Here is a 24817-nt window from a genome sequence, read left to right as displayed (position 1 = left end):
CGACCGTACCATTAGACGACTTAAATTCTTGGGATGCTAGATGAAGCATAAAGATACAGATAATGAGAAGTTTGGGCTGTTAAGCTATTCTTCCATGAACATTGGTGACGAGATCCAGAGTATAGCGGCAAAAAGATTTTTGCCACAGGTTGATACTCTGATCCATCGGGAACAGGTGAATTCGTTCAAATCTGCCCACAAGACAAAGCTGATAATGAATGCATGGTGGATGTGGGAACCAAAAAACTTTCCGCCTAGCCCCTGGATTGTTCCTTTGCCGATCTCGATGTATCTACGGGATGACATCCGCGATAGCTTTACGGATCGAGCCCATGAATATTTCAAGAAGGTCGGTCCTATCGGTTGCCGCGATGTCAGTACCCGCGACTATTTGAACAATAAAGGCATCGACGCATATTTTTCAGGTTGCCTTACCCTGACGCTCAATCGAAACCCGGATCTCCCAAGGGGGGATTTTATCCTGGCAATTGATCTTCCTGATGCTGTAATGAAACTTCTTCGCAAATCGACCAAAAGAAGAGTATTTTCATTAACGGCGATCCTTACGCCATCCTTTACGCAGAACCAACGATTCGATTTAGCAAGGACGGTCTTATACCTGCTGTCGAGAGCCCATTGCGTAGTGACAACGCGCCTTCATGCTGCCTTACCTTGCCTTGCCCTAGAAACTCCGGTGCTGAGAATAGATCTTGCGAAAGATAACAATAATATCAAGTCGCGTTTTTCCGGTTACGAAGGCTGTTTGCATGTAGCAAATGAAAGCATGGGGAATGAGATTTTCTCGAATTATAATCTGGAATACCCTCCGGCTAACCCGGACAAATATCTTCCGATCCGGGAAGAGTTGATTCGTAGAACGCACGCGTTTACAGGCTACGACAGTAAAGCCAGCAGTTACGGATATACCGACGACGTAGATGCGCTGGTCCGCATCATGCAGAATCTAAAGTATGACAGACGGGTAATGAAAAAGACCCTGTGGTGGGGGAAAAACCAAGATCTGTTCAAAGTCTGGTTCCAAAAGTTTCTATTGAAAAAGACGAAGAACGATCGCTAAACCGCGTGTGAGTTTTCAGAGGCTGCCAAAACAGATACCGAAATTGGGGAGTTTTTCGCTGTGCGGGTACGCGAAAGGCATTCATTAGGTTTGTGAAACAAACGGATCCTGTTCTGTACAGTGCACTGGAAAATCGCGTGCCGTATGAGTTTACTGACGAAGCCAGCGGCAACGATCCCGTTAAGCGTTCTCGGGAAGGCTACGGCACTAAGGAACGTAACCAAAACATCAATCAAGCCAGCTACCGTTCGGCTGGTATCGGATACAAAATATCGTAATAGGTGATGCATGTTTCAGCCTGACGCAAAAATCATAGGACAGGACATTGCTGAGGTCAGCAATAACTTCAGTGCAGATGAGCTAGCTACTTTTGCGGGGAAGAAAATTCTTATCACCGGAACATCCGGCCTCGTTGGGCAATATATTGCCAGCGCTTTGCATCAACTCAGCGACCAATACGCTCTCGACATCCAACTTTATGGATCAAGCCGGAACACGAAGGCAGCTAAGGCGCTTTTGACGAGATACATCGGTGATTCCGCAATCGAATTGATTAATTTCGGTGAAGAGAGCCAGCATAGGCCTTATGACTACATCTTTCATACCGCAAGCTCGACAAATCCCGTGGAACTGGCCACAACTCCACTTGACGTCATAGAGACCAACGTTGGCTATACCGGTAATCTACTGAAACTACTTTCCGTGAAGTCAGGAAGTTTCATATTTTTCTCTACAAGAGAGATTTATGGAAAGAAGGTCGATCCTGAAAAGCGATACATATCAGAAGAGGATTATGGCGTACTTGACCCTCTCGATGTACGATCCGCCTACCCGGAGAGCAAGCGGCTAGCCGAAAACATGATCGTATCTTTCAACGCGCAATTTGGCAATCCGTATCGAATCTTTCGAATTTCGCATACTTATGGCCCGGGTATCAAGCTTAACGATGGCCGCGTGCTGAGTGACATTATCGGCGCGATGGTTAACGACGAGAATATCAACTTGAAATCCGATGGTTCGCACAGGATATCGCCAACCTATATTGCAGATGTAATTGCTGGCGTGCTGGTCGGGATACTACGTGGCGAAAATGGTTGTTACAACGTGTCTAACCATCAGGAGTTGTATTCAATTTTAGATATCGCAAACATCGCCGCTAGCAATGTTCAAAATGGAACGGTTATCCGCCCATCGTCACCAATAAACTCGTCACTCTATCTAAAGCATGACACAGGTATTTTGTCGTCAGAGAAAGTGATGAAGCTACGATGGGCATTTGGCGTTCCGTTACGTGACGGATTGCGCCGTGTCTATCAACATTATAAAATCAACGCATGACATATGGCGGCGAATTACGATTTTGAACCTTCGGATCACAGTTTTTTCTGATAATCTGATTAAAGGGTCATATCCTCTGCCCGTTCGCTGAAAGGCATTATGATGAAATCTGTATTTTTCATTGATTCGAAATCACGCCACGGTGCTGAGCAATACAGGTTCGCGTTCGAAAACAGCCTTTTCTCTGCAAAAGATGTAGAAGTCTTGGTTAAATTCAGGCTGAGTAGTTTTTGGGGCAACATTCTAGCCTGGTGGAAATTCCGCTTCCGTCTCCGGTTCGTGTTAAAAGTACGAGAAAGTCTTTTATCGAAAGACGGAGGCTGCATCTATTATTTCTTTAACTCGCCGGAGAACGTCAAGCTTATAAAAAACAGAATGCATGCGCATGTCTTCCTTGGCCATGGCGAGAGTAACAAGCGCGCATCGCTTCATCCATTATACAGGATGTACGACTATCTGCTTGTCGCCGGGCCGTACGCAGGAGAAAGACTGAAACAATATGGCTTGCTCAATCAGGTAACCCTATCGGAAAGAATGCTTGATATAGGAGGCGCTGGCGTAGCCAATATCGGGCTTGAAGATCTGCTGATCACAGGAAACGGCGAGATCGATCCGGAAAGCCGCGCCTTGCTTTACATGCCTACTTGGGAGGGCGGCCTTAAAGAGGAAAACTATTCAACTCTTGATGAGCCGCTGTTGGGCGACTTTCTTGCGGAGACCGCGGCTAAGTTTTCATTGGATACAGTTTACATAAAGCCGCATCCAAACACCGGCAATAGAATCAGACAACAGAAAAAACGGTTGGCCGGCCTTATTGCCAAACTGAATGCGCTCGGCATTAAGGTGGTCATACCCAAAAAGGATATTGGTCTGATCCCATTGCTACAGAGACTCAAGTTGCGTTTACGGAGGTGGGATTCAAACCCGCCGACATTCCTCTGCGCAATCGTCGATGTCTCTGCTGCGGAATCCATGGCCGCGAAATCGGGTATACCGTCCATTGTCTTGATGTCCAGCAAGGGCACATCCTGCGCTCCCCCGTCCTATGTCGCGTTAAAGGGAAGGTCTGTCATCCGACTAAATGGCTGGTCCTCGATGCGAGATCTAGCTACCCACGTCTATCGTCATACACATGGTAGCTATCAGCGCACCTACATTGATTATTTTCGCGATGATGAGAACGATAAATTTCGGCGTGCGTTGATCCATATTGAAAACAGGCACACGCCTCAGGACAACACGCTTGAAGTTGATCCCCCAATGCGGAATGAAGCCACCGCGATGTGATTGCGTATTGCAACCTGATCAAACATTCGCATCGTTCAGCTAAAACAAAGGCCTAAAGCACGGGCGCGCAAATCCGAGAGATTCACGACACTTAGGTATCTCACTATGTCAAATAACCGCCTGATGCCTTTATGGCGTCGGGCACGGTTGTACAGCTCAGATAGCGGCTCTTGAAAGGCACCGGCATCCCAATAAACATTGAACGACAATGTGCCGTACAGTCCATTTACGATCCAACCGCTAATCGATTGGACAGCCGGCCCCCGCAAATTACACCGGCCGGATTAAGTCATGAGATCCGCACAATGTGGAGGTACTTCGAAGGCTCCGACTGCTTTTAAAGGTAGAGAAGGAGTGTGACAGTTTCATAACGTTTATGTGATACTTTTATGATTTCCATAAAAACCAGCAGTTTCAGTGAGATAAAATCAATTGACGCGGGACGGCGGCGCTCCCCAATCCGGACAGCGCCAATCGATCCCTTCCTATAACATCGCCAGTTGGGCCGACGTCAGCCGGGCTGCCGCGTCGCCCGCGGAAGGCCATGGGAACCGCCCTTTCTGCAAGATCTTGTAATACAGGCAAAACCCCTGGCCATCAAAATACAGCAGCTTCAAACGATCGCCACGCTTACCGCGAAAGGCAAAGACCGCACCGCCCGTCGGCTTCTGGTTGAGCGCTACGAACATCCCACCTTTCCTTTTATGATCGAGGCCGCGAGATAAGCTCCTTCACCGATAGGAGCGGAACGAGATGGTTGGAGATCGCGCTGATGCCGTGCTTGAAGGCATGGATGAAGGCATGCTTGAAGCCAGGCATGAGGGAAAATATAATACGGCCAAAACCTGTCGGCAAACCGTCACGAGGCCATCACCACAAACGGCTCAGCACAAATTCTCGGGTATTTCGAGCTGTCCGGTCTCCGAAGCGCCGGCGCATTACGGCATCTCATCTGCCGAGGGAGCAGCAACCTATGTATGGGATGTATTCCCTCTTAGAAAACCGCGAAAACGACATGGAGGCGGATCGGAGACCTCGCCAAGACTCTATAAATAGGAACATCACACCACTCATCACTCCCGGAACCTTTTAATATGGGTGTTTGTGCGGAAAAGATTAGAATATTCTTGCTTGAAATGGGCTTCAAAATTCCGAGAATGGAGCGAGATTGACATTTGTGCCGGCAGTAATTTTATAACGAGAGAGAGAACCCATGAGCCTGCGCATCAACCAGACAGCACCGGATTTTACGGCGGCAACCACCCACGGCGCGCTTCAGTTTCATGACTGGATCGGCGATGGCTGGGCGGTGCTGTTTTCGCACCCGAAGAATTTCACCCCCGTCTGCACCACCGAACTCGGCACGATGGCGGGGCTTGAGGGCGAATTCAAGAAACGCGGCGTCAAGGTCATCGGCATCTCCGTCGATCCGGTCGAAAACCATGACAAGTGGAAGCAGGACATCAAGATCGCGACCAGCTTCAATGTTGAATACCCACTGATCGGCGACAAGGATCTGAAGATCGCCAAGCTTTACGACATGCTGCCGGAAGATGCCGGCTCCTCTTCCGAAGGCCGCACACCGGCCGACAACGCCACTGTGCGTTCCGTTTACGTCATCGGGCCCGACAAGAAGATCAAGCTGATCCTCACTTATCCGATGACAACCGGCCGCAACTTCAACGAAATCCTGCGCGCCATCGATTCGATCCAACTCACCGCAAAGCATCAGGTGGCTACACCTGCCAACTGGGAGCAGGGCGACGATGTGATCATCACCGCCGCCATTTCCAACGAAGACGCGATCAGGCGTTTCGGCTCCTTCGACACGGTTCTGCCGTACCTGCGCAAGACCAAGCAACCAGCTGCCTGACAAGGCTGTCGTCGAGAATTGAAAAGAGCCCGGTTGCCTGTTTGCAGCCGGGCTCTTTTGTTGGTCCTGGGCATTGGGTCAAGCATAAGGGGAGGCCTGCGGTGCATGGCTTTTGAAGCCCATGTCGGTGCTGACGGATACTGCCCTTGTAGAGAAGATCGCGGTCACGACCGCCGACCTTAATGATGGCAAGGCCGGTCCCGATGCTCTACCCGACGATCCCCGAGGTATTTGCCGATAGCGCCTATCGCGGCAACCAGTGCGGCGACGCAGTGCGCGCCCAGGGTAGAACGCCACGCATTGTCGCCACCGGTATGTGGGGGCGGGATGAAGAGCGACACGCTGGGGCGCCTTGAGGCCTTCAACCAACCAATCCACCACATTCGCGGCCGGATCGAGAAGATCTTCGGAACATGGTTATTGTTTTAGATCAAGCGCGCCATCGTGAGCGATGGGGTAGACGCTCCCACTCAACGGCGCCAGGATCGACAAGATGCTTCTGGAAATCGTGAGGGAAGACGCGATTTGCCGTCTGCTGATGACGGTGCCCGGTGTCGGTCCTGTGACCGCGTTGACCTTCCGGACCGCAGTTGACGCCATCCATCGCTTCGACAGCTCCAGGCTGGTTGCCGCCGTTTTTGGCTTGACGCCAAGGGTGCATTCCTCGGGAGAAATGGAACAGATTGGTCGCATCACGAAGTGTGGAGACACCATGGTCAGGGCCATGCTCTACGAAGCCGCCAACGTGATGATGACGCGTTATCGCGCGACAAGTGGCTCAAGACATGGGCGCTCTGCGTCGCCCCGCCCGGCGACCACGAACAGAAGCGTGAAGCCCGCTGATGACGAAAGATCGAAAGGAAATCCAGTTGACCCATTACAGAAGGTGTCCAGCTTCAATTCCATCCCGCTGCCTATTGCTGGGTGTGGCGGCCGGTCAAGGCAACCCTCGTTCTGATTCTGCGAACCTGAAACGGTAATACGCGCCCTATGAGACAGAGGAAGGCCGAAGACGCACCACGGCCCTGCGGTATCCAACCCGCGCATCAGAGAGCAACCGTCGTCTCAGTGCCGCCGCGTCTTGAAATAGGCAGCATATAATGCTCTCGACGAGACGAAAACCTATGCCGCAGCTCTTGAAAACGGACATGAGAATCATGAATGCGCAAAGTGGGGAGGTATTTCGAGGGTTCCAGGTGAAACCGTGTACTGTTCGCTACCACATGCTCTTCTCAATGCAACCCGAACAGCCGCAACAACTCTTCGCGATGGCGGACGAACTCCGGCGAACTGCGGTCGCGCGGGCGCGGCAGATCGATGTCGATCAGCTTCGGTTCGCCGCCCTTGTCGCGCGGCAGGATGAGGATGCGGTCGGCGAGATAGATCGCTTCCTCCAGGTCATGGGTGACGAGAATGGTAGTCACGTCCTCGTCGCGCCAGATGCGCGCCAGTTCCTGCTGCATACCGATCTTGGTCATTGCATCGAGCGCACCGAGCGGTTCGTCGAGCAACAGGATTTCCGGCTGGACGGCGAGCGCCCGGGCAATGCCAACACGCTGCGCCATGCCGCCGGAGAGCTGCCGGGGATATGCGTTTTCGAACTGCTGCAAGCCAACGAGCTGGGCATAACGGCGGGCATGCGCCCTCGCCTCTTCCTTCGATGCACCACGGGTTTCGAGACCGAAGGCAATGTTATCCAGGACGGTGAGCCACGGCAGCAGCCGCGGCTCCTGGAAGATGACGGCGCGCTCGGCGCCGACGCCGTGAACCGCGTTGCCATCGATCAGCACCTCGCCGGCATCCGCCTCTTCCAGCCCGGCAAGCACGCGCAGCAGGGTCGTCTTGCCTGAGCCGCTGGCACCAACGATGGCGAGGCTTTCGCCGGAGCGGATGTTGAGATTGACGTCGCGGAGGACCGGCAGAGGCTTTCCGTTCAGAGTGAAGGACTTGGAGAGGTGACGGATCGTCACCTCTCCGCGAATGGACTGCGCAACGCTCATCTGGCTCTTCCTCAGTTGCTGGCAGTGGCGGTATCGGCCGAATACAGGATGTCCTTGGCGGCGAGCTGGCCTTGCTTCAGCTTGCCTTCGCGCACCAGCACGTCAATCCAGAACTGCACGTCACGCTCAACGGCACGGCCGCCCGGGCGAACGCCGTAGCCGCGGAAATACTGCGCGATGTCAGGATTCTCACCACGTTCCTTCAGCGCCTTGGCAAAGATCTTCTTGGTTTCCTCCGGATGCTCGCGGGCGTAATCGAGCGCGCGGGCTGACTGTTCCACGAAGGTCTTGGCTGCTTCCGGATGTTCCTTCACAAAATCACGGGTGAGCACGACGAAGCCGCCGGCAATCTCGCCGAGAATGTCGGTGTCATTGAAGACTGCACGCAGGCCACCATTCTTTCTGGCGGCGCCCTCGAACGTCGTCTGCCAGTAGCCGAAGGCCGAGATATCGACCTGGCCCGAGCGAAGCACCTGTTCAAGCTGCGGGCCGGGCACGACGATCTGGTTGGCGGCATCGGACGGCAGGCCGACCTGGTGCAGGGCCTCGCGGATCGTATAGTCGAGATGGGCGCCAAGCGTGTTCACTGCAATGCTCTTGCCGACGATGTCCTTGACCGTTTTGATCGGGCTGTCTTCCAGAACATAGAAGATCGACTGCACGTTGCTGTCGATGCCGTTCGACGGGTAGGCGGCGACGAAATCATTGCCGCCGACAATCGAGTTCAGAACGGCGGCAGTTGCCGCGCTGCCGATTTCGGCGTCGCCAGAAGCAAGCGCGATCAGCGAAGCCGGGCCGCCCGTGGCATAGCCGATATTTTCGAGCGTGATGCCGGTGCCGTCGAAATAGCCGAGTTCTGCGGCCAGTTCATGGGCGGAAAGGCCGCCCTGGCTGGCGAGATAGCGCAGCTTGACTTCATCGGCAGCGAGGGAGGAGCCGGCCCAGGCACCGGAGAGCCCGAGGAAGACAGCGGCGGAGAGGAGAAGGCGGCGGGAATGGAAGGTCATGGACATATCCTTTTAAAGGGGTGAAACGAGAAAAATCGGAGATCAGAGGCCGGGCTGCGACCAGCGGCAGAGCCGGCGCTGAAGAAGCACGAGCACGGCGTTGGCGGCGAGCCCGAGGAACGCCAGCAGCAGGATTGCCGCAAACATCAGCGGGATCTGGAAGTTGTACTGGGCATTCATCACCTGGAAGCCGATGCCCTTGTTGGCGCCGATCATCTCGGCGGCGATCAGGAGCAGCAGCGCCGTCGTGGCCGATAGCCGCAAGCCCACGAAGATCGCCGGAACGGAGGCCGGCAGGATGACGCGGCGGAAGGTGGTGAAGCTGCCCGCGCCATAGGTGCGCGCCATCTCGATCAGCTTGCCGTCGACTTCCTTCACGCCGCCGATGGTGGCGAGCAGGATCGGAAACAGCGTCGCCCAGAAGATCACGAAGACCTTTGATGTCTCGCCAAGCCCGAGCAGCAGGATGAAGATCGGATAGAGCGCCAGAGCCGAGGTCTGGCGGAAGAACTGCAGCAGCGGATCGAGCGCCTGTTCCACTGTCTTGATCTGGCCCATGAACAGGCCGAGCGGAATGCCGAGAGCCACTGCGGCGAAGAAGGCGATGCCGGCGCGCTGCAGGCTGATGGCGATATCATCGAGCAGGGCGCCGCTGGCGAGGCTCTCCCAAAGTGCGACGATGATCACGTCGAGCGGCGGGAAAACGGCCGGATTGACCCAGCCGCGGGTGCTCGACACCTGCCAGAGGGCAAGGAAGGCGATGACCAGCCCATAGCGGGTCAGGAACGGCAGGAGAAGTTCGCGCAGACGTGCGCCGATTGCCGTTCCTGACCCCAGCCGGTCCGCCGCGGAAAAGCCGGGAGCAAGCGAGAGGTCGATATTGTCGTAAGCCATGGTTTCCCCCTTTTATTCAGCGGCCTGAACGACCGAGCGTTCGGCGGTCCAGCGGTTGATGGGGAACGGCAGGCCGAGATTTTCGCGCAGCGTCTTGCCTTCATAAGCCGTGCGGAACAGGCCGCGGCGCTGCAGCTCGGGAATGACGAGATCGACGAAATCGTTAAGCGCGGTCGGCAGCCACGGCGGCAGGATGTTGAAGCCGTCCGCCCCTTCGTTCTCAAACCATTCCTGCAGCGTATCGACGATCGTTTCGGGCGTGCCGACGATGGTGTAGTGGCCGCGGGCAGAGGCGATCCACTGATAGAGCTGGCGGATGGTGAAGTTGTTCTCGTCGGCGATCTGGCGGATCAGCGCCTGACGGCTCTTCATGCCTTCCGTCGGCGGCGCCGGCGGCAGCGGACCGTCGAGATCATAGCCGCGCAGGTCGAGCGTGCCACCCGTCAGGCCGTTCAGGAGACCGACGCCATCCTCTTCCAGAATGAGCGAGGTGAGACGTTCGTATTTCTCCCGCGCCTCGGACTGCGTGCGGCCGACGAAGGGCGAGACGCCGGGCATGACGAGGATGTAATCCGGATTGCGGCCGAGGCCACGGGCGCGCGCCTTGATGTCGCGGTAGAATTCCTGCGCCGTTTCCAGATGCTGGTGGGCGGTGAAGATCACCTCGGCCGTGGCGGCTGCAAGTCCGCGCCCGTCGTCCGACTGGCCGGCCTGGACGATGACGGGATAGCCTTGCGGCGAACGCGAGATGTTGAGCGGGCCGCGCACCTGGAAATGCTCGCCGCGATGATCGCTCTCGTGCAGCTTGCCCTGATCGTAGAATGCACCGGTGTCCTTGTCGCGCAGGAAGGCGTCATCCTCAAAACTGTCCCAGAGCGATTTGACGACCTCGACATGCTCGGCCGCGCGACGGTAGCGGGCTGCATGGGGCAGCTGCGTTTCGCGGTTGAAGTTCTGCGCCGTCAGGTCGCCTGTGGTGGTCACAACGTTCCAGCCGGCCCGTCCGCCCGAGATCAGGTCGAGCGAAGCAAACTTGCGCGCCGTCGTAAAGGGTTCCTCATAGGTCGTCGAAGAGGTGGCGATGAAGCCGAGATGGGTGGTGAAGGGGGCGAGCGCCGAAAACAGCGTTACCGGCTCGAAGCCAGCGATCTTGGCGTTGCCGCCCTCGCGCGCACCGCCAAAGCCGATCGCCAGGTTGTCGGCAAGGAAATAGGCGTCGAACAGGCCGCGTTCAGCCGTCTGCGCCAGCTGCTTGTGAAACTCGAAACTGGTAGCGCCATCGGCGGGCTGATCGGGATGCCGCCATGCGGCGATATGCTGTCCGCCACCGGGGAGGAATGCTCCAAGCCTGATCTTGCGTGTCATATTTACCGTTCTCCTCGGGTGATCGATTGGCCAGTCGCCCTTTTCCGACAGCCGGCCCTGAGAACAAGCTTAGGTAATTGATAAATTTTATAGAGAAAATGTGTTTCTTAATTTAGACGAAGCTTGGAAAGTTTTGTGCCGCCGCGACCTTGCGGCGACATGCTCGGACCCTGACAAGCGAAAGCTGCACGTTTGCTACAAATCCCGAAAGCAGTTTCCTCCCCGGATTCTGGCGTCTCCGCGGCCACCGCTAGATGCGATCAGCGCCCTGTCGTCATACGGGACACGTGTCTCTGAAAGTCGGCCACCTGCGCAATATCGCCGTGAAAGCGATCGGTTTCCTCGCGCCGACGCATCTCGTCGGGAATACGCAGCAGGTAGGACGGATGCGCGGTCACCAGCAGCATCCGATCGTCGTCCAGCGCCAGCATCTGCCCGCGCAACTCGGCAAGTCTCTGCCGGCCATCCATCACGGCGGCCAGCGCCGTGGCACCCATGGCCACCACCAGCTTCGGTTTGACGAGATCGAGCTCCCGTTCCAGCCACCATTTGCAATGCTGCACCTCGTCCATGTTCGGCTTCTGGTGGATGCGGCGCTTGCCGCGCAGCTCGTATTTGAAATGCTTGACCGCATTGGTGACATAGACCTGCGTGCGATCGAGACCCACCTGTCTGCCGGCCTCGTCGAAAACCTTGCCGGCGGGACCGATGAAGGGACGACCTGCCAGATCCTCCTGATCGCCCGGCTGCTCTCCGACGATCATGATATCGGCATCCGCCGGGCCTTCGCCGAAAACGGTCTGGGTCGCCTTGCAATGAAGCGGACAGCGCGTGCAGGTCATTGCCTGCTGACGGAGCTCCTCCAGCGTCCCCGGCGGCATCGGGAGCCTCTCGGGCTCGATTCTCGCTGCCGCCTGAAGACGCGCATGGAACAGCGGCGCCTCTTTTGCCGCGCTTTCGGCCATGGCGATGACCTCCGCCTCGGCGCTGGCGATCATGCCGGGGATCAGCTCCGCTTCCGGTAGGTTCTTCCAGTATTTCTTCGGCATCTCCGTCTGCATCATCTTCACCTTGAGACGGGCGGGATTGAAGATGTTGCGGAAATAGATACGCCAGAGCACATCCGTCTGATCGGTGATGTCAGGATTTTCGGCGGGGCTGCAAGAAACCTCCAGCGTTTCGCCATCCCAGGAAGCCGTGCCCTTCGGCGTTGCGATCACCCAGTCCATATCGGTGAACCGCCGCTGGAAGAACGGCGCTACCCGCCCGACAATGTGATGATCTGGCTCGAACCAGGCGAAGAAACGGCGGCGTCGACTCCCCTCCTCCGCCGGCATTTCCTTGAAGCGAACGAAGGCCGTCATCTTGTGACAATCGCGCCGCACGGATTTCTCCATAGCGTAGAGATCGGCGACATGTCTGTCGGCCCGTACGGCAAGCAACGATGGCTCCCGCTGCAGACGATAGAGAAGCCGGTACAATCTGTGGAATCTTGTTGGATCGGAGTGACAGACAGCAGCTTCCGCGAGCGGAAGAAACGCTCTCGGCACCTTTGCCGTCCAGGCATTTCGCATCACCGGCAAAAAGCTGTCGGCCCCGCCGAGATCCGCAAAAAGATCCTCGGACGCATCTGCCCGGATGCGCCACTCGATCTCGTGCGGCGCTACCCGCGCCCCGATCAGCGCCCGGGCGGCATCCCGCCATTCGGCAAGATCACCCCTGCCCTCCACCGTGATCACCAGCATCAGAGGAGAGCCAGTTGTTCAGGCTTCGGCTCGAGCATCGCCCGTAGGTCCGAGCGATCGATCAGCCGATGCGGCGTCCACCCTTCGGCGCTGATGAAGGACTGCACCTTCTTCACCGAAACATGCAGCCGCGCGAGATCTTCAAGCCGCAGCCTGCGATGGCGGCGGGACGACAGAATACCAGCCACCGCCTTGGTCCCAAGCCCTGGCACGCGCAACAACATCTCCCGCTCCCCCCGGTTGATGTCGACAGGAAAACGGTGCCGGTTGGCCAGAGCCCAGGCGAGCTTCGGATCCAGCTTCAGGTCCAGCATGCCGTCCGGCTGCTTCTCAGTGATTTCATCGATCCCGAAACCGTAGAACCGGAAGAGCCAATCGGCCTGATAGAGCCGATGCTCGCGGATCAACGGCGGCTTGATCAGCGGCAGGTTTTTCGAGGCGTCGGGAATGGGGCTGAACGCCGAGTAATACACGCGCCGCATCCCGTAGCTGCCATAGAGGCGGGCGCTTGTGCGAAGAATGGTACAGTCGTTGGATTGGTCGGCGCCGACGATCATCTGGGTGCTCTGGCCGGCGGGCACGAAGCGCTTTTTACGCTTGGTCTGCAAGGTCGGCTCGCCGGCCGCCTCGATCTTGAGCCGCAGCTCACCCATCGAGCGACGGATATTGGCCGGCTGCTTTTCCGGCGCAAACTGCGTCAGCCCCTTGTCTGTCGGCAGTTCGATATTGATCGACAGCCGATCGGCATAAAGCCCGGCCTGCTCGATGAGCAGCGAAGACGCCTCGGGAATCGACTTCAGATGGATGTAGCCACGAAAATTATGGGTCACCCTCAGTTCACGAGCGATGCGCACCATCTCCTCCATCGTATAATCCGACGAGCGGATGATACCGGAGGACAGAAACAGCCCCTCGATATAGTTGCGCCGGTAGAATTCCAGCGTCAGCCACACGACTTCCTCGACCGAAAACCGCGTCCGCTCGACATTGCTGGACGACCGGTTGATGCAATAGGCGCAGTCATAGATGCAGAAATTGGTCATCAGGATTTTCAGCAGCGAGATGCAGCGCCCGTCTGGCGCGTAGGCGTGGCAGATGCCCGACCCTTCCGTCGATCCCAGTCCACCCGATTTCAGCGAATCCCGTTTGGTCGTGCCGCTCGAGGCACAGGAAGCATCATATTTGGCTGCATCCGAGAGAATGGCCAAGCGTTCGTCCAGCGATTTCTTCATAATTGTTCATGATATGTTCTTCTCGCAAAACGGTCAACTCTCCGTCTTCGCCGTCAAGGAAAGTTGATTGTCCAGCTCTGAAGAAGACCTGCTCAAAGGCGGCCATGACCTTCGAAATAGCCGGGATATTGAACTTCCTCTGGATCCGGCTTGTTGGGTTCCGGCTTCTCGGCCCGGTCGTCCTTTGCGCTCTCAGGCACGTCCGTCTTCGATGCCGGCTTGCCCGCAACCTCGGTCAGCAGGGACTTTGCATAGTCCTCGATCGACATGGCATGCTCCTTCCATTTGAAGGACAACGACAGCCAAGGCCGATGGTTCCGGGATCGTGCCCGTCAGAGAGTTGGAGGCGAGATGAACTGGTAATAGGCCCAGACCGCCACGACCGCGACGATGGCGGCAACCCAGATGACGATCTTGCGCCCCTTCGGTCCAAGCTTGGGCGGTTCCTTCTTCGGCGACGGGCGCTGGAACTTGATGACGTTGTCATTCATGCGGGTCGTTTTCCTCTAGCAGGCTGTTGAAGAAGTCTCTGACTTGGCCTTCAGGATGGCCTCGTCGCCATTGTGATAAGCGAACGCGATCTCGATTGCGCCATCGTCGAGTAATTCGGCATGACCGTCACCCGAGACCTCGTCCATTTCGTCGCATCCGGCCCAAGTGAAGGAGACCATGGACGTGCTGTAGCCGAGTTGGAGGCCCGCTTGCATCGCACCGAAGGCGATTTCTCCATGTCCATTGGCTCCGATGGTGATCGTGGCGGGTTCAACCAGGTCGAGATAATCCCGATCCCATAGATCGGCCTCGACGATCCGCCAGCGGCCAATCAGGCGGCAGTTCGAGGCCGCGCTCATGACGACACCGCCATCAGTTTCGGTAACCGCACCAGATCATAGGCGGCAGCCGCGAAGGTGAAGGCCCATCCGACGCGGTCGCGACCACGGAACTTCGTCTTGTCCTGCCCCGCGACAGTCTTGATCCAGCCGAACGCCTCCTCGATGCGCTTGCGGATACGCAAGCTGACCCCATAGCCGGAATGGCGCGTCGTGCGCCCGTCAATGGCGGAGCGGCGACCATTGACGTTCTGCGCCACATGGGGCGTCACCTTCATCGACCGCAAATCTTTGACGAAGTCCTTTGTGTCATAGGCCTTGTCGGCACCCAGGGTAGTCGCTTGTGTCCGCCCAGCGAAGGGCTCGATCATGTGCAGCGCCGCTACCCGTTCGGCATATCCGCTGGCCTCCGTCAGGTAGGCATCGACCAGCAGGCCATGGCGGTTTTCCATCAGCCCGTGTCCCATGAAGCACAGCTTGGCCTCCTTGCCTTTACCCTTCTTATAAAGTCTTGCATCCGGGTCGGTCGTTGAAGCATGCGTCTCGTTGGAACGCCTTTCGCCATGAAAGTCTGCTTCCACATTCCGACCGCCGCCATCCGATGGTGGTTCGCCATGATCGCCCCTTGGGCCGTCCTTCGGCTTGAAGCTCTTCATCGACGCCCAGGCTTCGATCAGCGTGCCATCCACAGAGAAGTGGTCCGTTGACAACAGCCGCTTTACCTTGGGCTGCGAAAGGATCGCACCCAGGAACTTCGCGGCGATGTCTCCTTCTAGCAACCGGTCGCGGTTCTTCGAAAACACCGAATGGTCCCAGGCTGGATCGTCAATGCCAATGTCCACGAACCAGCGGAACAGAAGATCGTATTCCAGTCGCTCCATCAAAAGCCGCTCAGAACGGATCGAATAGAAGGCTTGCAAAAGCATGGCGCGCAGAAGCTTCTCAGGCGCGATCGATGGCCGCCCGATCGGTGAATAGAGCCCTGCAAACTCCCGTTCCAACAAAACGAGCGCGTCGTTCACGATCTGACGAATGGCCCGCAGCGGATGATCCCGACGAACACGATCCTCAAGATCGACATAACTGAAAAGTTGACCGCTCCTCACATCGCTGCCGCGCATCCATCAACTCCGAATCTCGACAAAGCCAATGAATCACGACCAAAGTCTTCACGCCAGGGACTTTTTCAACAGCCTGCTAGGGCGACACTCTGCCGTTTCTACGACGGCTTTCGTCTTTCTGACGCAGTTTCGAGAAAACCGCTATGCCCATTTGCCGTTTTCCCAATGCCGGATGTGGACCGCGGCTTCACCACGCTTGCCTTGACGCGCGGCGTTGCGCAGGATCAAACACGTGCAGCCCAAGCGCCATAGAAATACGAGACCGTGATGACCGAGCAGAACCAGAGCCATTTCCGCGAACGGATGACAATTACAGGCGAACTCGATGCCGCCTCGTTCTTGCCCTGGATCCGCCGCCACGCAGCAAAGCTTGGCCTGTTGCAGGCCGTTTCTCATTCCAGTGCGGACCGGATCGAGCTTGAACTCGCCGGCCCTGAAGAGCTGATCGACATGATGGAGATGGGCTGCTCGCTCGGGCCGATCGACGTCTGGGTCGAGACGATCGAGCGGCAGGCGATGGATAGCGGGGAAAACTAGCAGCGGTAGCCGTCGAGACGCGACGGTCTTGCGGGTTGTGACCGGACGACAGGCGAAAAATCTCGTCATGACGGGATCGTTTCGATGATGTAATCGAACTCGCGATCCCACAAATCCGCGACAACCTACACAATCTGTGCACTTTATTTAATCATTCTTGCCATTGCAGAATGTTTATGCAAACCTACGATCCGCTGAACAGACGGACAACACATCGCGTGACCCATCTTTAACCGGCAAACGTTGAAATTGTTCAGAAAGTCTACCCATGCACTCCGATACGACCGGCTCTTGGACGCCAGTCGCCCTTTCCGCTGATCTGCCGGCGGGAACCGTCATGCCGGCACGTATTCCTGCCGGATTGATTGCCCTCTGGCGCAGCGATAGCGGGCGCCCGGCCGCTTCAGCCAATCGTTGCCCCCATCGCGGCATGAGCCTTTCGCACGGTTTCGTGCGCGGCGAGGCGCTGTCCTGCATCTATCACGGCTGGAGCTACGCCCAGGATGGCGGCTGTCTTCGCATCCCCGCCCATCCCGGCCTGACGCCGCCGGAGGCGATCCGGGTGAAGACCTATGCGGTCGAGGAAACGGGTGGCGTAATCTGGGTGGCAATGGATGAGCCTTCCTCGAAGCCCCCAAGGCTTGAAGGCCTCACTCCCTTGCGCTCGATGACCGCCGATGCCGGCATTGCCGCGATCGAGGCTGCGGCGGGTGCAAAAGCAAGCGCCGAAGGCCTTGTCGAACCCGCCGAAAGTACCGACACTCTCTGTCTGCTCTTAACCGCCCGGGAAGACGGGCAGACGTTGATCCATGTGCTGCTGAAGGGCGAAACCACCCCCGCCGCACGCATCGCCGCATCGCGTGCTGCAGAAAAGCTGCGCCGCGCGGCCGAGGATCTTCAGAAAAAGGGGATCGCGCAATGAGCACTCAGGCGATGATCGACGAATGGTATCCGGTCGGCATTTTTGCCCAGCTCGATCCGGCTGGTCGCCAGACAGCGCTGATGGGCGAGCCGATCGTGGTTGCCAGCGATGCAGACGGCAATGCCAAGGTCACGGGCGGAAATGGTCGCACGCTTCCGGTTCTGGTGCGTTACGGCCATGTCTGGTCCTCGCTCGGCGAGCCGAAGAAGGATCTCTTCCCGATCCCCGAGGCCGATCAGCCGGGCCGCCGGTTCGTCGATGTCGGCGTGGTCCGGGTTCGCTGCTCGCCGCTCCGGGCTGTCGAGAACTTCCTTGATGTCGCGCACTTCCCTTTCGTGCACACCGATATCCTTGGCGCCGAGCCCCATACGGAAGTGCAGAACTACAAGGTCGAAATCCGTGAGGATGTTGATGAGGTCTGGGCAACGCAGGTGAAGTTCTACCAGCCGCAGGCGGCGAAATCGGCAAGCGGCGGCATCACCACGGAATATATGTACCGCGTGCCCGCCCCCACCTGCACGGTTCTCTACAAGACCTGCCCGCCGCGGCCGAGCGAATGGGATGTGATCACGCTCTTCGTGCAGCCGCTGGCGGAAGACCTCTGCGACGTCTGGCCGTGGATGGCGCTGTTCGACGACGAAACATCAATGACCGATCTCATCCATTTCCAGCAGACGATCTTCCTGCAGGACCGCTCGATCTTGGAAAACCAGATCCCGCGTCTCCTGCCGCTCGATCCCGGCATGGAAATCCCGACCCGGGCCGACCTGACCTCGATCGCCTATCGTCGTTGGCTGAAACGCCACAACTATACCTACGGCGCGCAACTGGTGGCGCAATAATGAAGCTCTATGACTACATTCTTTCGCCCAGCTGCTACAAGGTTCGCCTGATGGCCGCGCTGACCGGCGTCAAGCTCGACATCCGCCCCGTCGATTTCCATCCCGGCCTCGAACATCGTGGGCCTGAACTGCTGGCGCTCAATCCTGCAGGCTCGATCCCGATCCTCGAAGACGGCGACCTGCTGCTGACCGAATCCTCGGCAATCCTCGTCTATCTCGCGGCACAAGCCGGCCCGCAATGGCTGGCAAACGACAAGCCGGAAGAGGCGGCCCGTTTACAGCAATGGCTGTCCTTCTCCGGCCGACTGACCGCAAGCCTCGGCGGCGCCCGCCTGCATGAAATGCTGCTGCGCCCCGGCGATATCGGCGCGCTGCAAGCCCAGGGCATTGCCGCGCTTCGCGAGCTCGAAGCCGGACTTGTCGAACAGACCCTGCGGGGCATGCGCTTCCTCGCCGCAGATCGGCCCACGGTCGCCGACATCGCCTGCTTCCCCTATGTCGCGCTGGCGCCCGATGGCGGCGTGTTGCTCGATCCCTACCCCGCGATCCGCCTGTGGTCGCGGGCGCTGCGCAGCCTCGATGGTTTCATCGAGATGCCCGGCATTCACCGGCTGCATGAACTGAAGCCCGAACCTCATATCGAACCGGGCGAGGCATGACATGACCGGCCACCTTCTTAAAAATTGCGCAGCCGTGGTCGTCGATGAGGGCAAGGGGCCGGTCGTGCATCGCAATGTCGATTTGCTGACCAACGGCCCGGCCATCCAGGCCATCGGCGAAAATCTCGGGGCGGATAGCTTGCCCGCGGGCGTCACCGTGCAGGATGCCACCGGCTGGTTCGTCTATCCCGGCCTCGTCAACACCCACCATCATTTCTTCCAGTGCTTCGTGCGCAACCGCGCCGATCTCGACTGGACCAAACTTTCGGTCATCGATTGGCTGGATCGCATCTATCCGATCTTCTCGCAGCTGAATGAGGAATGCTTCTATCATTCCTCGGTCACGGCCATGGCCGAGATGATCAAGCATGGCTGCACCACGGCCTTCGACCACCAGTACAATTTCCCGCGCCATGCCGGAAAGCGGTTGATCGACCGACAGTTCGAGGCGGCCGATCTGTTCGGCATGCGCTTCCATGGCGGCCGCGGCGGCAACACGCTGCCAAAATCGGAAGGCTCGACTATCCCCGACGAAATGCTGGAAACGACCGACGAGTTCATCGCCGATTGCGCCCGCCTGATCGACACCTATCACGACACCAGCCGCTTCAGCATGCGTCAAGTGGTGGTCGCGCCCTGCCAGCCGGTCAATTGCTACCGCGAGACCTTCGTGGAATCCGTCGCCTTGGCGCGCGACAAGGGCGTGTTCATGCACACCCATGTCGGCGAAGGCGAAAGCCCGGTCATCCTAGCCCGCCACGGCAAGCGCACCGTCGATTATCTGGAAGAGCTCGGCTTTGCCGGTCCGGATGCTTTCTACGCCCATTGCTGGGAGCTGACCCACGACGAGCTGCGGACGATGGCGGCGAGCGGCACAGGCATCGCCCATTGCCCCGAGCCGGTTTATCTGGTCGGCGCCGAAGTCACCGATATCCCCGCCATGGCAGCCCTTGGCGTGCGTGTCGGTCTCGGCTGTGATGGCGCTGCCTCCAACGATAATTCCAACCTGATGCACTGCCTGCATTCGGCCTACATGCTGCAATGCCTCGCCGCCTCGACGCGCAACCATCCCGTGCCGCCGCCGGTCGATTTCCTCGGCTATGGCACGAGCGGCGGTGCAAGCCTGCTCGGTCGGCCGGACATCGGCCGTCTTGCCCCCGGCATGGCCGCAGACCTGTTTGCCATCGACAGCCGTCGCATGGATTATGTCGGCACGCGGCATGATCCCTTAAGCCTGATCCCCCGCGTCGGCATCGGCATGGCAACGGATATGACGATGATCAACGGCCGGATCGTCTGGCAGAAGGGCGAGTTTACCGGGCTCGACGAAACCAAACTCTTTGCGGATGCCGAAGCGGCACTCGCGACTGTACAATTCTCATAAAACCAAAAGAGGGAACGAAATCATGACCAACCTGACCCGTAGAACACTGATGAAGGCCGCAGCCGCCACCGGCCTTGCCGGCGCATTCGGCGGTCGCATGGCCTTTGCCGCCGACGAGCCTTTGGGCATCACCCTTGTCGTCCCCTCGCCAATCGGCGACGTGGGCTGGGGCCATGCGCTCGCCGCAGGCCTCGAGCCGATCAAGGCCGCTTACGGCGACAAGGTGAAGGTCACCATCCTTGAAAACATCGCGGAAGGCCCGGACGCCGACCGCATCATGAACAAGACCGTCGCCGATGGTAACAAGTTCCTGATTGCCGGCTCCTTCGGCTACCAGAACGGCGCGATGCAGATCGCCCGCCGCGACCCGAGCGTGACGGTCCTGCATGCCTCCGGTTTCCAGGTTGCGCCGAACTTCTCGCCGTTTGCCGCCAAGTATTTCCAGGGTACCTACCTGCTCGGCATGGCCGCCGCAGCCCTCTCCAAGACCGGCAAGCTCGGCTCGGTCTCGGCCTTCGCCATTCCGGAACTGATCACCTCGATCAACGCCTTCACCCTCGGCGCCCAGACCGTCAACCCGAACATCGAAGTCTCGGTCGTCTGGGTAAACTCCTGGTTCGACCCGGCCAAGGAACAGGAAGCCGCCAAGGCCCTGATCGCCCAGCAGTGCGACGTGATCTTCTCCAACGCGCAGGACACGCCGTCCGTCGTCTCGGCCTGCGAGGAAGCCGGCGTCTACTCGTTCAACCTCAACTCGTCGATGAAGAAATACGCCGAGAAGACCTATCTCGGCTGCGTCGCCACCGACTGGTCGCCCTTCTTCAAGGCCTCGGTCGAAGATCACCTCGCCGGTACCTTCAAGGGCGCGAACGCCTTCCTCGGCGTTGCCGACAAGGTCGTCCAGGTCACCGACTGGAACCCGGCGATCCCGGCAGACACGATGACCAAGATCAAGGACGTCGAAGCCAAGATTGCTGATGGCAGCTTCTCGCCGTTCACCGGCCCGCTCACCAAGGCTGATGGCACCGAGGGTGTCGCCGCCGGCGTGACGATGCCGGATGCCGAGATCGTGGCGATGGACTGGCACGTCAAGGGCGTCGCAACCCCGCTGCCGAAGTAAGCCAACATGACCAGCCCGCTCCTGTCGCTCAGCGGCATTTCGAAAAGCTACGGCCAGATCAAGGCCAACCAGGAGATTGATCTCACCGTAGCTGAAAACTCGATCCATGCGATCCTCGGAGAAAACGGGGCGGGCAAATCGACGCTGATGAAACTCATCTACGGTGTCGAGCAGCCGGACGGCGGAACCGCCGCCTGGCTGGGACAACCCTTGAGCCTTGCTTCGCCCGCCGAAGCGAGGCGCCAGGGCATCGGCATGGTCTTCCAGCATTTCTCGCTGTTCGAGACCCTGACGGTGGTCGAAAATATCCAGCTGGTGGTGCCCGGCCGAAAGGCCGAGCTCACCGAGCGCATCCGCACCCTCGGCCGAGATTTCGGCCTCGAAGTCGATCCGCTCGCCCACGTACATGCGCTCTCTGTCGGCGAGCGCCAGCGGGTGGAAATCATCCGCTGCCTGATGACCAACCCGAAACTCCTGATCCTCGACGAGCCGACCTCGGTTCTGCCGCCGCAGCTTGTCGACAAGCTTTTCGAGACGCTGCGCCGCCTGCGCGATGGCGGCGTGTCCATTCTCTTCATCTCGCACAAACTCGAAGAAATCCGGGCGATCTGCGACCGCGCCACGATCCTGCGCGGCGGCCGCGTCACCGGCCATGTCGATCCGCGCGAGCATGACGCCCATGATCTGGCCCGCATGATGATCGGCCGCGACATGCCCGAACCGATGCCGGCCGTGGAAATGTCCGGCGGCGACAAGCAGCTTGAAATCATCGGCCTCGATTATACGCCGGACGATCCCTTTGCCGTGCCGCTGTTCAATATCAGCCTTAGCGTGCGCGCCGGCGAAATCCTCGGCATCGCCGGCATCTCCGGCAATGGCCAGAGCGAACTGGCCGGCCTGATCTCCGGCGAAACTGTGCTCGGTCGCGAAAATCGCGACCGCATCTTCATGATGGGCAAGGATGTCGGCCTGCTCGATCCCGCTGCCCGCCGCGCGCTCGGATTTGCCTTCGTGCCCGAGGATCGCCTCGGACGCGGCGCGGTGCCGGAAATGTCTCTGGTGCTGAACAGCCTGCTGACCGCCCACCCGCTGAAGCTTGTGAAGCGCGGCCTTGTCGACAAGGCGCGGGCGACCGCGTTCACCAATGACTGCATCACCCAGTACGATGTCCGCGCGTCCGGCCCCCAAGCCGAGGCCGGGTCGCTTTCCGGCGGTAACCTGCAGAAGTTCATCGTCGGCCGCGAGATCATGCTGGCGCCGAAACTGCTCTTCGTCGCCCAGCCGACCTGGGGCGTGGATATCGGCGCGGCGTCAGCTATCCGCCAGCGGCTGATCAGCCTGCGCAACGAGGGCATGGCGCTCCTCGTCATCTCCGAGGAGCTGGAAGAGCTGTTCGAACTCAGCGACAATATTCAGGTTCTGCACCACGGCACGCTCAGCGAGCCGCTGGTCACGCGCGGCACAAGGCCCGAAGAAATCGGCCGCTACATGATCGGGGCGCAACCCAAGAAAGCCTCCGCATGAGTTCCTTCGCCTTGCCGACCCTCGTACGCCGCCAGCGCGCCTCGCTGACCGCCACCCTTGTCGCGCCGCCCGCAGCTCTTGCCGCAGCCATCGTCCTCAATCTCATCCTTTACATGATTATGGGCCGCGATCCGCTCGCCGTGCTCCATGCAATGATTTTGGAGCCCTTCCTCTCCTGGGCTTCGTTCTCGGAGGTCCTGCTGAAGACCGGCCCGCTGCTTTTGATCGCGCAGGGCCTGGCGATCGGTTTTCGCGCCAAGGTCTTCAACATCGGCGCGGAGGGACAGTTCATTCTCGGCGCGATCTTTGCGTCCGCCATCCCCGTCTGGTTTCCGCAGGCGTCCGGCGGCTGGATCTGGCCAACCATGCTGCTGCTCGGCGCCATCGGCGGCGCACTCTGGGCCTCGCTCACCGCCTTCTGGCGCGTTCGGTTGAACGCCAACGAAATCCTTGTGTCGCTGATGCTGAGCCTCGTTGCGGCGCAGTTTCTCTACTACCTGCTTCTTGGTCCGTGGAAAGACCCTGCCGGCTTCAATTTCCCGCAGTCGGTGATGTTCCAGTACGACGCCATGGTGCCGACGCTGATTGCTGGCACGCGCGTCAACGTCTCCATTCTCATCGCCCTTGCGCTGTCAGTCGTCGCATGGGTCTTTATGGAAAAGAGCTTCCTCGGCTACAAGCTGCAGGTCGGCGGCCTTGCGCCGCGTGCGGCCGGCTATGCCGGCTTCAGTGAAGGCCGGGCGATCTGGCTGTCGCTGTTAATCGGTGGGTTCGCAGCCGGTCTTGCCGGTGCTGCAGAAGTCGCAGGCCCGCTTGGCCAGCTGCAGCGCTCTATCTCCACCGGCTACGGCTATGCCGCAATCATCGTCGCCTATCTCGGGGCCCTGCATCCGATCGGCATCGTCATCTCGTCTGTTGTCATGGCAGTCATCTATATCGGCGGCGACAATGCCATGGTCTCGGCCAACCTGCCGATCGCCGCCGTGCGCGTCTTCCAGGGCAGTCTGCTGCTCGCCTATCTCATCGCAGTTGCCTTCGTGCGCTACCGCCTCGAATGGCCCAAAGCAACCCATACGGTCGCTAAGGGGAGCACCCCATGAACGCCATCGAGTTCATCTTTGCCGGCATGCTGGCGGCAGCGACCCCGTTCTTGCTCGCAGCCCTTGGCGAAATGGTAGTGGAGCGCGCCGGCGTGCTCAATCTCGGGGTCGAAGGTCTGATGGCGCTCGGCGCGGTCATCGCCTTCATCGTCGTCTATCACGGAGGGGGCCATTTCCTCGGCTTCGTCGCTGCCGGGATGAGCGCGGCCCTGCTCTCGCTGGTCTTCGCCTTCATCGCGCTCGGCTTTCGTGCAAACCAGGTGGCGACCGGCCTTGCCATCGGTATCCTCGGTCAGGGACTTTCTGCCCTGTTCGGCAAAACCTATGAGAGCCTGACGGTGAAGGGCCTGCCGAAGATCGCTATCCCCGGCCTCTCCGACATCCCCGTTATCGGCGGCCTGTTCGAGCAGGATATCGTCGTCTGGCTCTCTCTTCTCGCAACGCTCGCGATCTGGGCGACCTTCGCCTTCACCAAGACCGGCCTCGTCATCCGTGCCGTCGGCGAAAACCCGAAGGCGGCCCATGCGATCGGCTATCCGGTCATTGCCGTGCGCGTCGCGGCCATCGCCTTCGGCGGCATGATGGCGGGCTTTGCCGGCGCCTATGCATCCGTCATCTACACCCCGCTGTGGGCCGACGGCATGATCGCCGGCCGTGGCTGGATTGCGATCGCACTGGTCGTCTTCGGCACATGGCTGACGGGCCGTATCTTCCTCGGCGCCTGCCTGTTCGGGGCGGTGTCGCTGATGAGCCTTGCCGCCCAGGCAACCGGCCTCGACCTGCCGTCGCAGCTCTTGTCGAGCCTGCCCTACATCGTCACCATCATCGTGCTCGGCATCATCTCCGCCGACCGGCGCCTGTTGAAGCTCAACGGCGTAGCCTCGCTCGGAGAACCCTTCGAGCGATAGATCTCAGCGCCCTGCGCCAAAAGCTTCCCGGTAGGCTGCGGGCGTGGTGGC

The 24817-nt window shown here is 58.9% G+C and carries 25 protein-coding genes and 1 pseudogene; 15 read left to right on the top strand and 11 right to left on the bottom strand.

Translation table 11 applies throughout. From position 1 onward, the window contains the following. Positions 1 to 40 precede the first annotated feature (40 nt). The 3 genes from QO002_RS22010 to QO002_RS22000 all read left to right on the top strand — a co-directional run bounded on the left by QO002_RS22010 (position 41) and on the right by QO002_RS22000 (position 3703). A complete protein-coding gene (locus tag QO002_RS22010) occupies positions 41 to 1078 on the top strand; it encodes a polysaccharide pyruvyl transferase family protein (RefSeq protein WP_307233851.1) in 1038 nt (345 codons plus the stop codon). 288 nt (positions 1079 to 1366) lie between these two features. Continuing rightward, on the top strand, positions 1367 to 2416 hold the full coding sequence (locus tag QO002_RS22005; RefSeq protein WP_307233850.1) for an NAD-dependent epimerase/dehydratase family protein: 1050 nt from the start codon (positions 1367 to 1369) through the stop codon (positions 2414 to 2416). A 99-nt stretch (positions 2417 to 2515) separates the two neighbouring features. Beyond that, positions 2516 to 3703 (top strand): CDP-glycerol glycerophosphotransferase family protein, encoded by a 1188-nt coding sequence (locus QO002_RS22000; protein WP_307233848.1) that lies wholly within the window; start codon positions 2516 to 2518, stop codon positions 3701 to 3703. Between the two features lie 485 nt (positions 3704 to 4188). Here the strand turns inward: QO002_RS22000 and tnpB are convergent, their stop codons facing one another. Then, positions 4189 to 4392 (bottom strand): IS66 family insertion sequence element accessory protein TnpB, encoded by a 204-nt coding sequence (gene tnpB, locus QO002_RS21995; protein ID WP_307233847.1) that lies wholly within the window; start codon positions 4390 to 4392, stop codon positions 4189 to 4191. Positions 4393 to 4916: 524 nt separating this feature from the next. Between tnpB and QO002_RS21990 the strand changes: the two genes are divergently transcribed. The 3 genes and pseudogenes from QO002_RS21990 to QO002_RS21980 all read left to right on the top strand — a co-directional run. Then, a complete protein-coding gene (locus tag QO002_RS21990) occupies positions 4917 to 5576 on the top strand; it encodes a peroxiredoxin (RefSeq protein WP_307233846.1) in 660 nt (219 codons plus the stop codon). A 203-nt stretch (positions 5577 to 5779) separates the two neighbouring features. Further along, on the top strand, positions 5780 to 5932 hold the full coding sequence (locus QO002_RS21985) for a hypothetical protein (protein ID WP_307233845.1): 153 nt from the start codon (positions 5780 to 5782) through the stop codon (positions 5930 to 5932). A 122-nt stretch (positions 5933 to 6054) separates the two neighbouring features. After that, positions 6055 to 6380, top strand: a pseudogene (locus QO002_RS21980) (transposase); the annotation flags it as partial. 428 nt (positions 6381 to 6808) lie between these two features. On the opposite strand, the gene QO002_RS21975 reads toward QO002_RS21980, so the two are convergent. From QO002_RS21975 to QO002_RS21930, 10 genes are all read right to left on the bottom strand, one after another. Beyond that, entirely contained in the window at positions 6809 to 7576 is a 768-nt protein-coding gene (locus QO002_RS21975) for an ABC transporter ATP-binding protein (protein ID WP_307233844.1), read from the bottom strand. A gap of 11 nt (positions 7577 to 7587) precedes the next feature. Then, on the bottom strand, positions 7588 to 8583 hold the full coding sequence (locus QO002_RS21970; protein WP_307233843.1) for an ABC transporter substrate-binding protein: 996 nt from the start codon (positions 8581 to 8583) through the stop codon (positions 7588 to 7590). 42 nt (positions 8584 to 8625) lie between these two features. Beyond that, complete coding sequence (locus QO002_RS21965) at positions 8626 to 9477, bottom strand: ABC transporter permease (protein ID WP_307233842.1); 852 nt, start codon at positions 9475 to 9477, stop codon at positions 8626 to 8628. Between the two features lie 12 nt (positions 9478 to 9489). Then, the gene (locus tag QO002_RS21960) at positions 9490 to 10842 is read right to left on the bottom strand and encodes an LLM class flavin-dependent oxidoreductase (RefSeq protein WP_307233841.1); all 1353 of its coding nucleotides are present in this window, start codon (positions 10840 to 10842) and stop codon (positions 9490 to 9492) included. Between the two features lie 260 nt (positions 10843 to 11102). Beyond that, the gene (locus QO002_RS21955; protein ID WP_307233840.1) at positions 11103 to 12587 is read right to left on the bottom strand and encodes a UdgX family uracil-DNA binding protein; all 1485 of its coding nucleotides are present in this window, start codon (positions 12585 to 12587) and stop codon (positions 11103 to 11105) included. Further along, the gene (locus QO002_RS21950) at positions 12587 to 13819 is read right to left on the bottom strand and encodes a putative DNA modification/repair radical SAM protein (RefSeq protein ID WP_307233839.1); all 1233 of its coding nucleotides are present in this window, start codon (positions 13817 to 13819) and stop codon (positions 12587 to 12589) included. The genes QO002_RS21955 and QO002_RS21950 overlap by 1 nt, the downstream gene beginning before the upstream one ends. A gap of 92 nt (positions 13820 to 13911) precedes the next feature. Further along, positions 13912 to 14088, bottom strand: coding sequence for a hypothetical protein (locus QO002_RS21945; protein WP_307233838.1), 177 nt, complete (start codon positions 14086 to 14088; stop codon positions 13912 to 13914). Between the two features lie 63 nt (positions 14089 to 14151). Next, positions 14152 to 14310 carry a hypothetical protein gene (locus tag QO002_RS21940; RefSeq protein ID WP_307233837.1) on the bottom strand — a complete coding sequence of 53 codons (159 nt, stop codon included), beginning with the start codon at positions 14308 to 14310 and terminating at the stop codon, positions 14152 to 14154. Between the two features lie 15 nt (positions 14311 to 14325). After that, on the bottom strand, positions 14326 to 14670 hold the full coding sequence (locus QO002_RS21935; protein WP_307233836.1) for a hypothetical protein: 345 nt from the start codon (positions 14668 to 14670) through the stop codon (positions 14326 to 14328). Then, on the bottom strand, positions 14667 to 15770 hold the full coding sequence (locus QO002_RS21930) for an IS5 family transposase (RefSeq protein WP_307233835.1): 1104 nt from the start codon (positions 15768 to 15770) through the stop codon (positions 14667 to 14669). Before QO002_RS21930 ends, QO002_RS21935 begins: the two co-directional genes overlap by 4 nt. A gap of 267 nt (positions 15771 to 16037) precedes the next feature. On the opposite strand from QO002_RS21930, the gene QO002_RS21925 reads away from it, so the two are divergent. The 9 genes from QO002_RS21925 to QO002_RS21885 all read left to right on the top strand — a co-directional run bounded on the left by QO002_RS21925 (position 16038) and on the right by QO002_RS21885 (position 24766). Next, entirely contained in the window at positions 16038 to 16307 is a 270-nt protein-coding gene (locus QO002_RS21925; RefSeq protein ID WP_307233834.1) for an acylphosphatase, read from the top strand. A 268-nt stretch (positions 16308 to 16575) separates the two neighbouring features. Further along, positions 16576 to 17229 carry a Rieske 2Fe-2S domain-containing protein gene (locus tag QO002_RS21920; protein ID WP_307233833.1) on the top strand — a complete coding sequence of 218 codons (654 nt, stop codon included), beginning with the start codon at positions 16576 to 16578 and terminating at the stop codon, positions 17227 to 17229. After that, positions 17226 to 18071, top strand: a complete 846-nt coding sequence (locus QO002_RS21915) for an aromatic ring-hydroxylating oxygenase subunit alpha (protein ID WP_307233832.1) — start codon at positions 17226 to 17228, stop codon at positions 18069 to 18071. Before QO002_RS21920 ends, QO002_RS21915 begins: the two co-directional genes overlap by 4 nt. After that, a complete protein-coding gene (locus QO002_RS21910; RefSeq protein ID WP_307233831.1) occupies positions 18071 to 18730 on the top strand; it encodes a glutathione S-transferase family protein in 660 nt (219 codons plus the stop codon). Before QO002_RS21915 ends, QO002_RS21910 begins: the two co-directional genes overlap by 1 nt. Before the next feature lies 1 nt (position 18731). Continuing rightward, a complete protein-coding gene (locus QO002_RS21905; protein WP_307233830.1) occupies positions 18732 to 20114 on the top strand; it encodes an amidohydrolase in 1383 nt (460 codons plus the stop codon). 22 nt (positions 20115 to 20136) lie between these two features. Continuing rightward, positions 20137 to 21234, top strand: a complete 1098-nt coding sequence (locus tag QO002_RS21900; RefSeq protein ID WP_307233829.1) for a BMP family ABC transporter substrate-binding protein — start codon at positions 20137 to 20139, stop codon at positions 21232 to 21234. A 6-nt stretch (positions 21235 to 21240) separates the two neighbouring features. After that, positions 21241 to 22758, top strand: a complete 1518-nt coding sequence (locus QO002_RS21895; protein WP_307233828.1) for an ABC transporter ATP-binding protein — start codon at positions 21241 to 21243, stop codon at positions 22756 to 22758. Next, complete coding sequence (locus QO002_RS21890; protein ID WP_307233827.1) at positions 22755 to 23858, top strand: ABC transporter permease; 1104 nt, start codon at positions 22755 to 22757, stop codon at positions 23856 to 23858. The genes QO002_RS21895 and QO002_RS21890 overlap by 4 nt, the downstream gene beginning before the upstream one ends. Continuing rightward, positions 23855 to 24766 (top strand): ABC transporter permease, encoded by a 912-nt coding sequence (locus QO002_RS21885; protein WP_307233826.1) that lies wholly within the window; start codon positions 23855 to 23857, stop codon positions 24764 to 24766. Before QO002_RS21890 ends, QO002_RS21885 begins: the two co-directional genes overlap by 4 nt. Positions 24767 to 24817: the final 51 nt, after the last annotated feature.

The organism is Pararhizobium capsulatum DSM 1112, assembly GCF_030814475.1.
In the GTDB taxonomy this organism is placed as follows: Bacteria; Pseudomonadota; Alphaproteobacteria; order Rhizobiales; family Rhizobiaceae; genus Pararhizobium; species Pararhizobium capsulatum.
The sequence above is the reverse complement of the archived record's forward strand: the minus strand, read 5'-3'. Positions and strand labels throughout refer to the sequence as shown.

Excerpts from the sequence above, each read along its gene's own strand:
- QO002_RS22010 (WP_307233851.1), top strand. The coding sequence starts at position 41 with ATGAAGCATAAAGATACAGATAATGAGAAGTTTGGGCTGTTAAGCTAT.
- QO002_RS22005 (WP_307233850.1), top strand. The coding sequence starts at position 1,367 with ATGTTTCAGCCTGACGCAAAAATCATAGGACAGGACATTGCTGAGGTC.
- QO002_RS22000 (WP_307233848.1), top strand. The coding sequence starts at position 2,516 with ATGATGAAATCTGTATTTTTCATTGATTCGAAATCACGCCACGGTGCT.
- tnpB (WP_307233847.1), bottom strand. The coding sequence starts at position 4,392 with ATGTTCGTAGCGCTCAACCAGAAGCCGACGGGCGGTGCGGTCTTTGCC.
- QO002_RS21990 (WP_307233846.1), top strand. The coding sequence starts at position 4,917 with ATGAGCCTGCGCATCAACCAGACAGCACCGGATTTTACGGCGGCAACC.
- QO002_RS21985 (WP_307233845.1), top strand. The coding sequence starts at position 5,780 with ATGCTCTACCCGACGATCCCCGAGGTATTTGCCGATAGCGCCTATCGC.
- QO002_RS21975 (WP_307233844.1), bottom strand. The coding sequence starts at position 7,576 with ATGAGCGTTGCGCAGTCCATTCGCGGAGAGGTGACGATCCGTCACCTC.
- QO002_RS21970 (WP_307233843.1), bottom strand. The coding sequence starts at position 8,583 with ATGACCTTCCATTCCCGCCGCCTTCTCCTCTCCGCCGCTGTCTTCCTC.
- QO002_RS21965 (WP_307233842.1), bottom strand. The coding sequence starts at position 9,477 with ATGGCTTACGACAATATCGACCTCTCGCTTGCTCCCGGCTTTTCCGCG.
- QO002_RS21960 (WP_307233841.1), bottom strand. The coding sequence starts at position 10,842 with ATGACACGCAAGATCAGGCTTGGAGCATTCCTCCCCGGTGGCGGACAG.
- QO002_RS21955 (WP_307233840.1), bottom strand. The coding sequence starts at position 12,587 with ATGCTGGTGATCACGGTGGAGGGCAGGGGTGATCTTGCCGAATGGCGG.
- QO002_RS21950 (WP_307233839.1), bottom strand. The coding sequence starts at position 13,819 with ATGAAGAAATCGCTGGACGAACGCTTGGCCATTCTCTCGGATGCAGCC.
- QO002_RS21945 (WP_307233838.1), bottom strand. The coding sequence starts at position 14,088 with ATGTCGATCGAGGACTATGCAAAGTCCCTGCTGACCGAGGTTGCGGGC.
- QO002_RS21940 (WP_307233837.1), bottom strand. The coding sequence starts at position 14,310 with ATGAATGACAACGTCATCAAGTTCCAGCGCCCGTCGCCGAAGAAGGAA.
- QO002_RS21935 (WP_307233836.1), bottom strand. The coding sequence starts at position 14,670 with ATGAGCGCGGCCTCGAACTGCCGCCTGATTGGCCGCTGGCGGATCGTC.
- QO002_RS21930 (WP_307233835.1), bottom strand. The coding sequence starts at position 15,770 with ATGCGCGGCAGCGATGTGAGGAGCGGTCAACTTTTCAGTTATGTCGAT.
- QO002_RS21925 (WP_307233834.1), top strand. The coding sequence starts at position 16,038 with ATGACCGAGCAGAACCAGAGCCATTTCCGCGAACGGATGACAATTACA.
- QO002_RS21920 (WP_307233833.1), top strand. The coding sequence starts at position 16,576 with ATGCACTCCGATACGACCGGCTCTTGGACGCCAGTCGCCCTTTCCGCT.
- QO002_RS21915 (WP_307233832.1), top strand. The coding sequence starts at position 17,226 with ATGAGCACTCAGGCGATGATCGACGAATGGTATCCGGTCGGCATTTTT.
- QO002_RS21910 (WP_307233831.1), top strand. The coding sequence starts at position 18,071 with ATGAAGCTCTATGACTACATTCTTTCGCCCAGCTGCTACAAGGTTCGC.
- QO002_RS21905 (WP_307233830.1), top strand. The coding sequence starts at position 18,732 with ATGACCGGCCACCTTCTTAAAAATTGCGCAGCCGTGGTCGTCGATGAG.
- QO002_RS21900 (WP_307233829.1), top strand. The coding sequence starts at position 20,137 with ATGACCAACCTGACCCGTAGAACACTGATGAAGGCCGCAGCCGCCACC.
- QO002_RS21895 (WP_307233828.1), top strand. The coding sequence starts at position 21,241 with ATGACCAGCCCGCTCCTGTCGCTCAGCGGCATTTCGAAAAGCTACGGC.
- QO002_RS21890 (WP_307233827.1), top strand. The coding sequence starts at position 22,755 with ATGAGTTCCTTCGCCTTGCCGACCCTCGTACGCCGCCAGCGCGCCTCG.
- QO002_RS21885 (WP_307233826.1), top strand. The coding sequence starts at position 23,855 with ATGAACGCCATCGAGTTCATCTTTGCCGGCATGCTGGCGGCAGCGACC.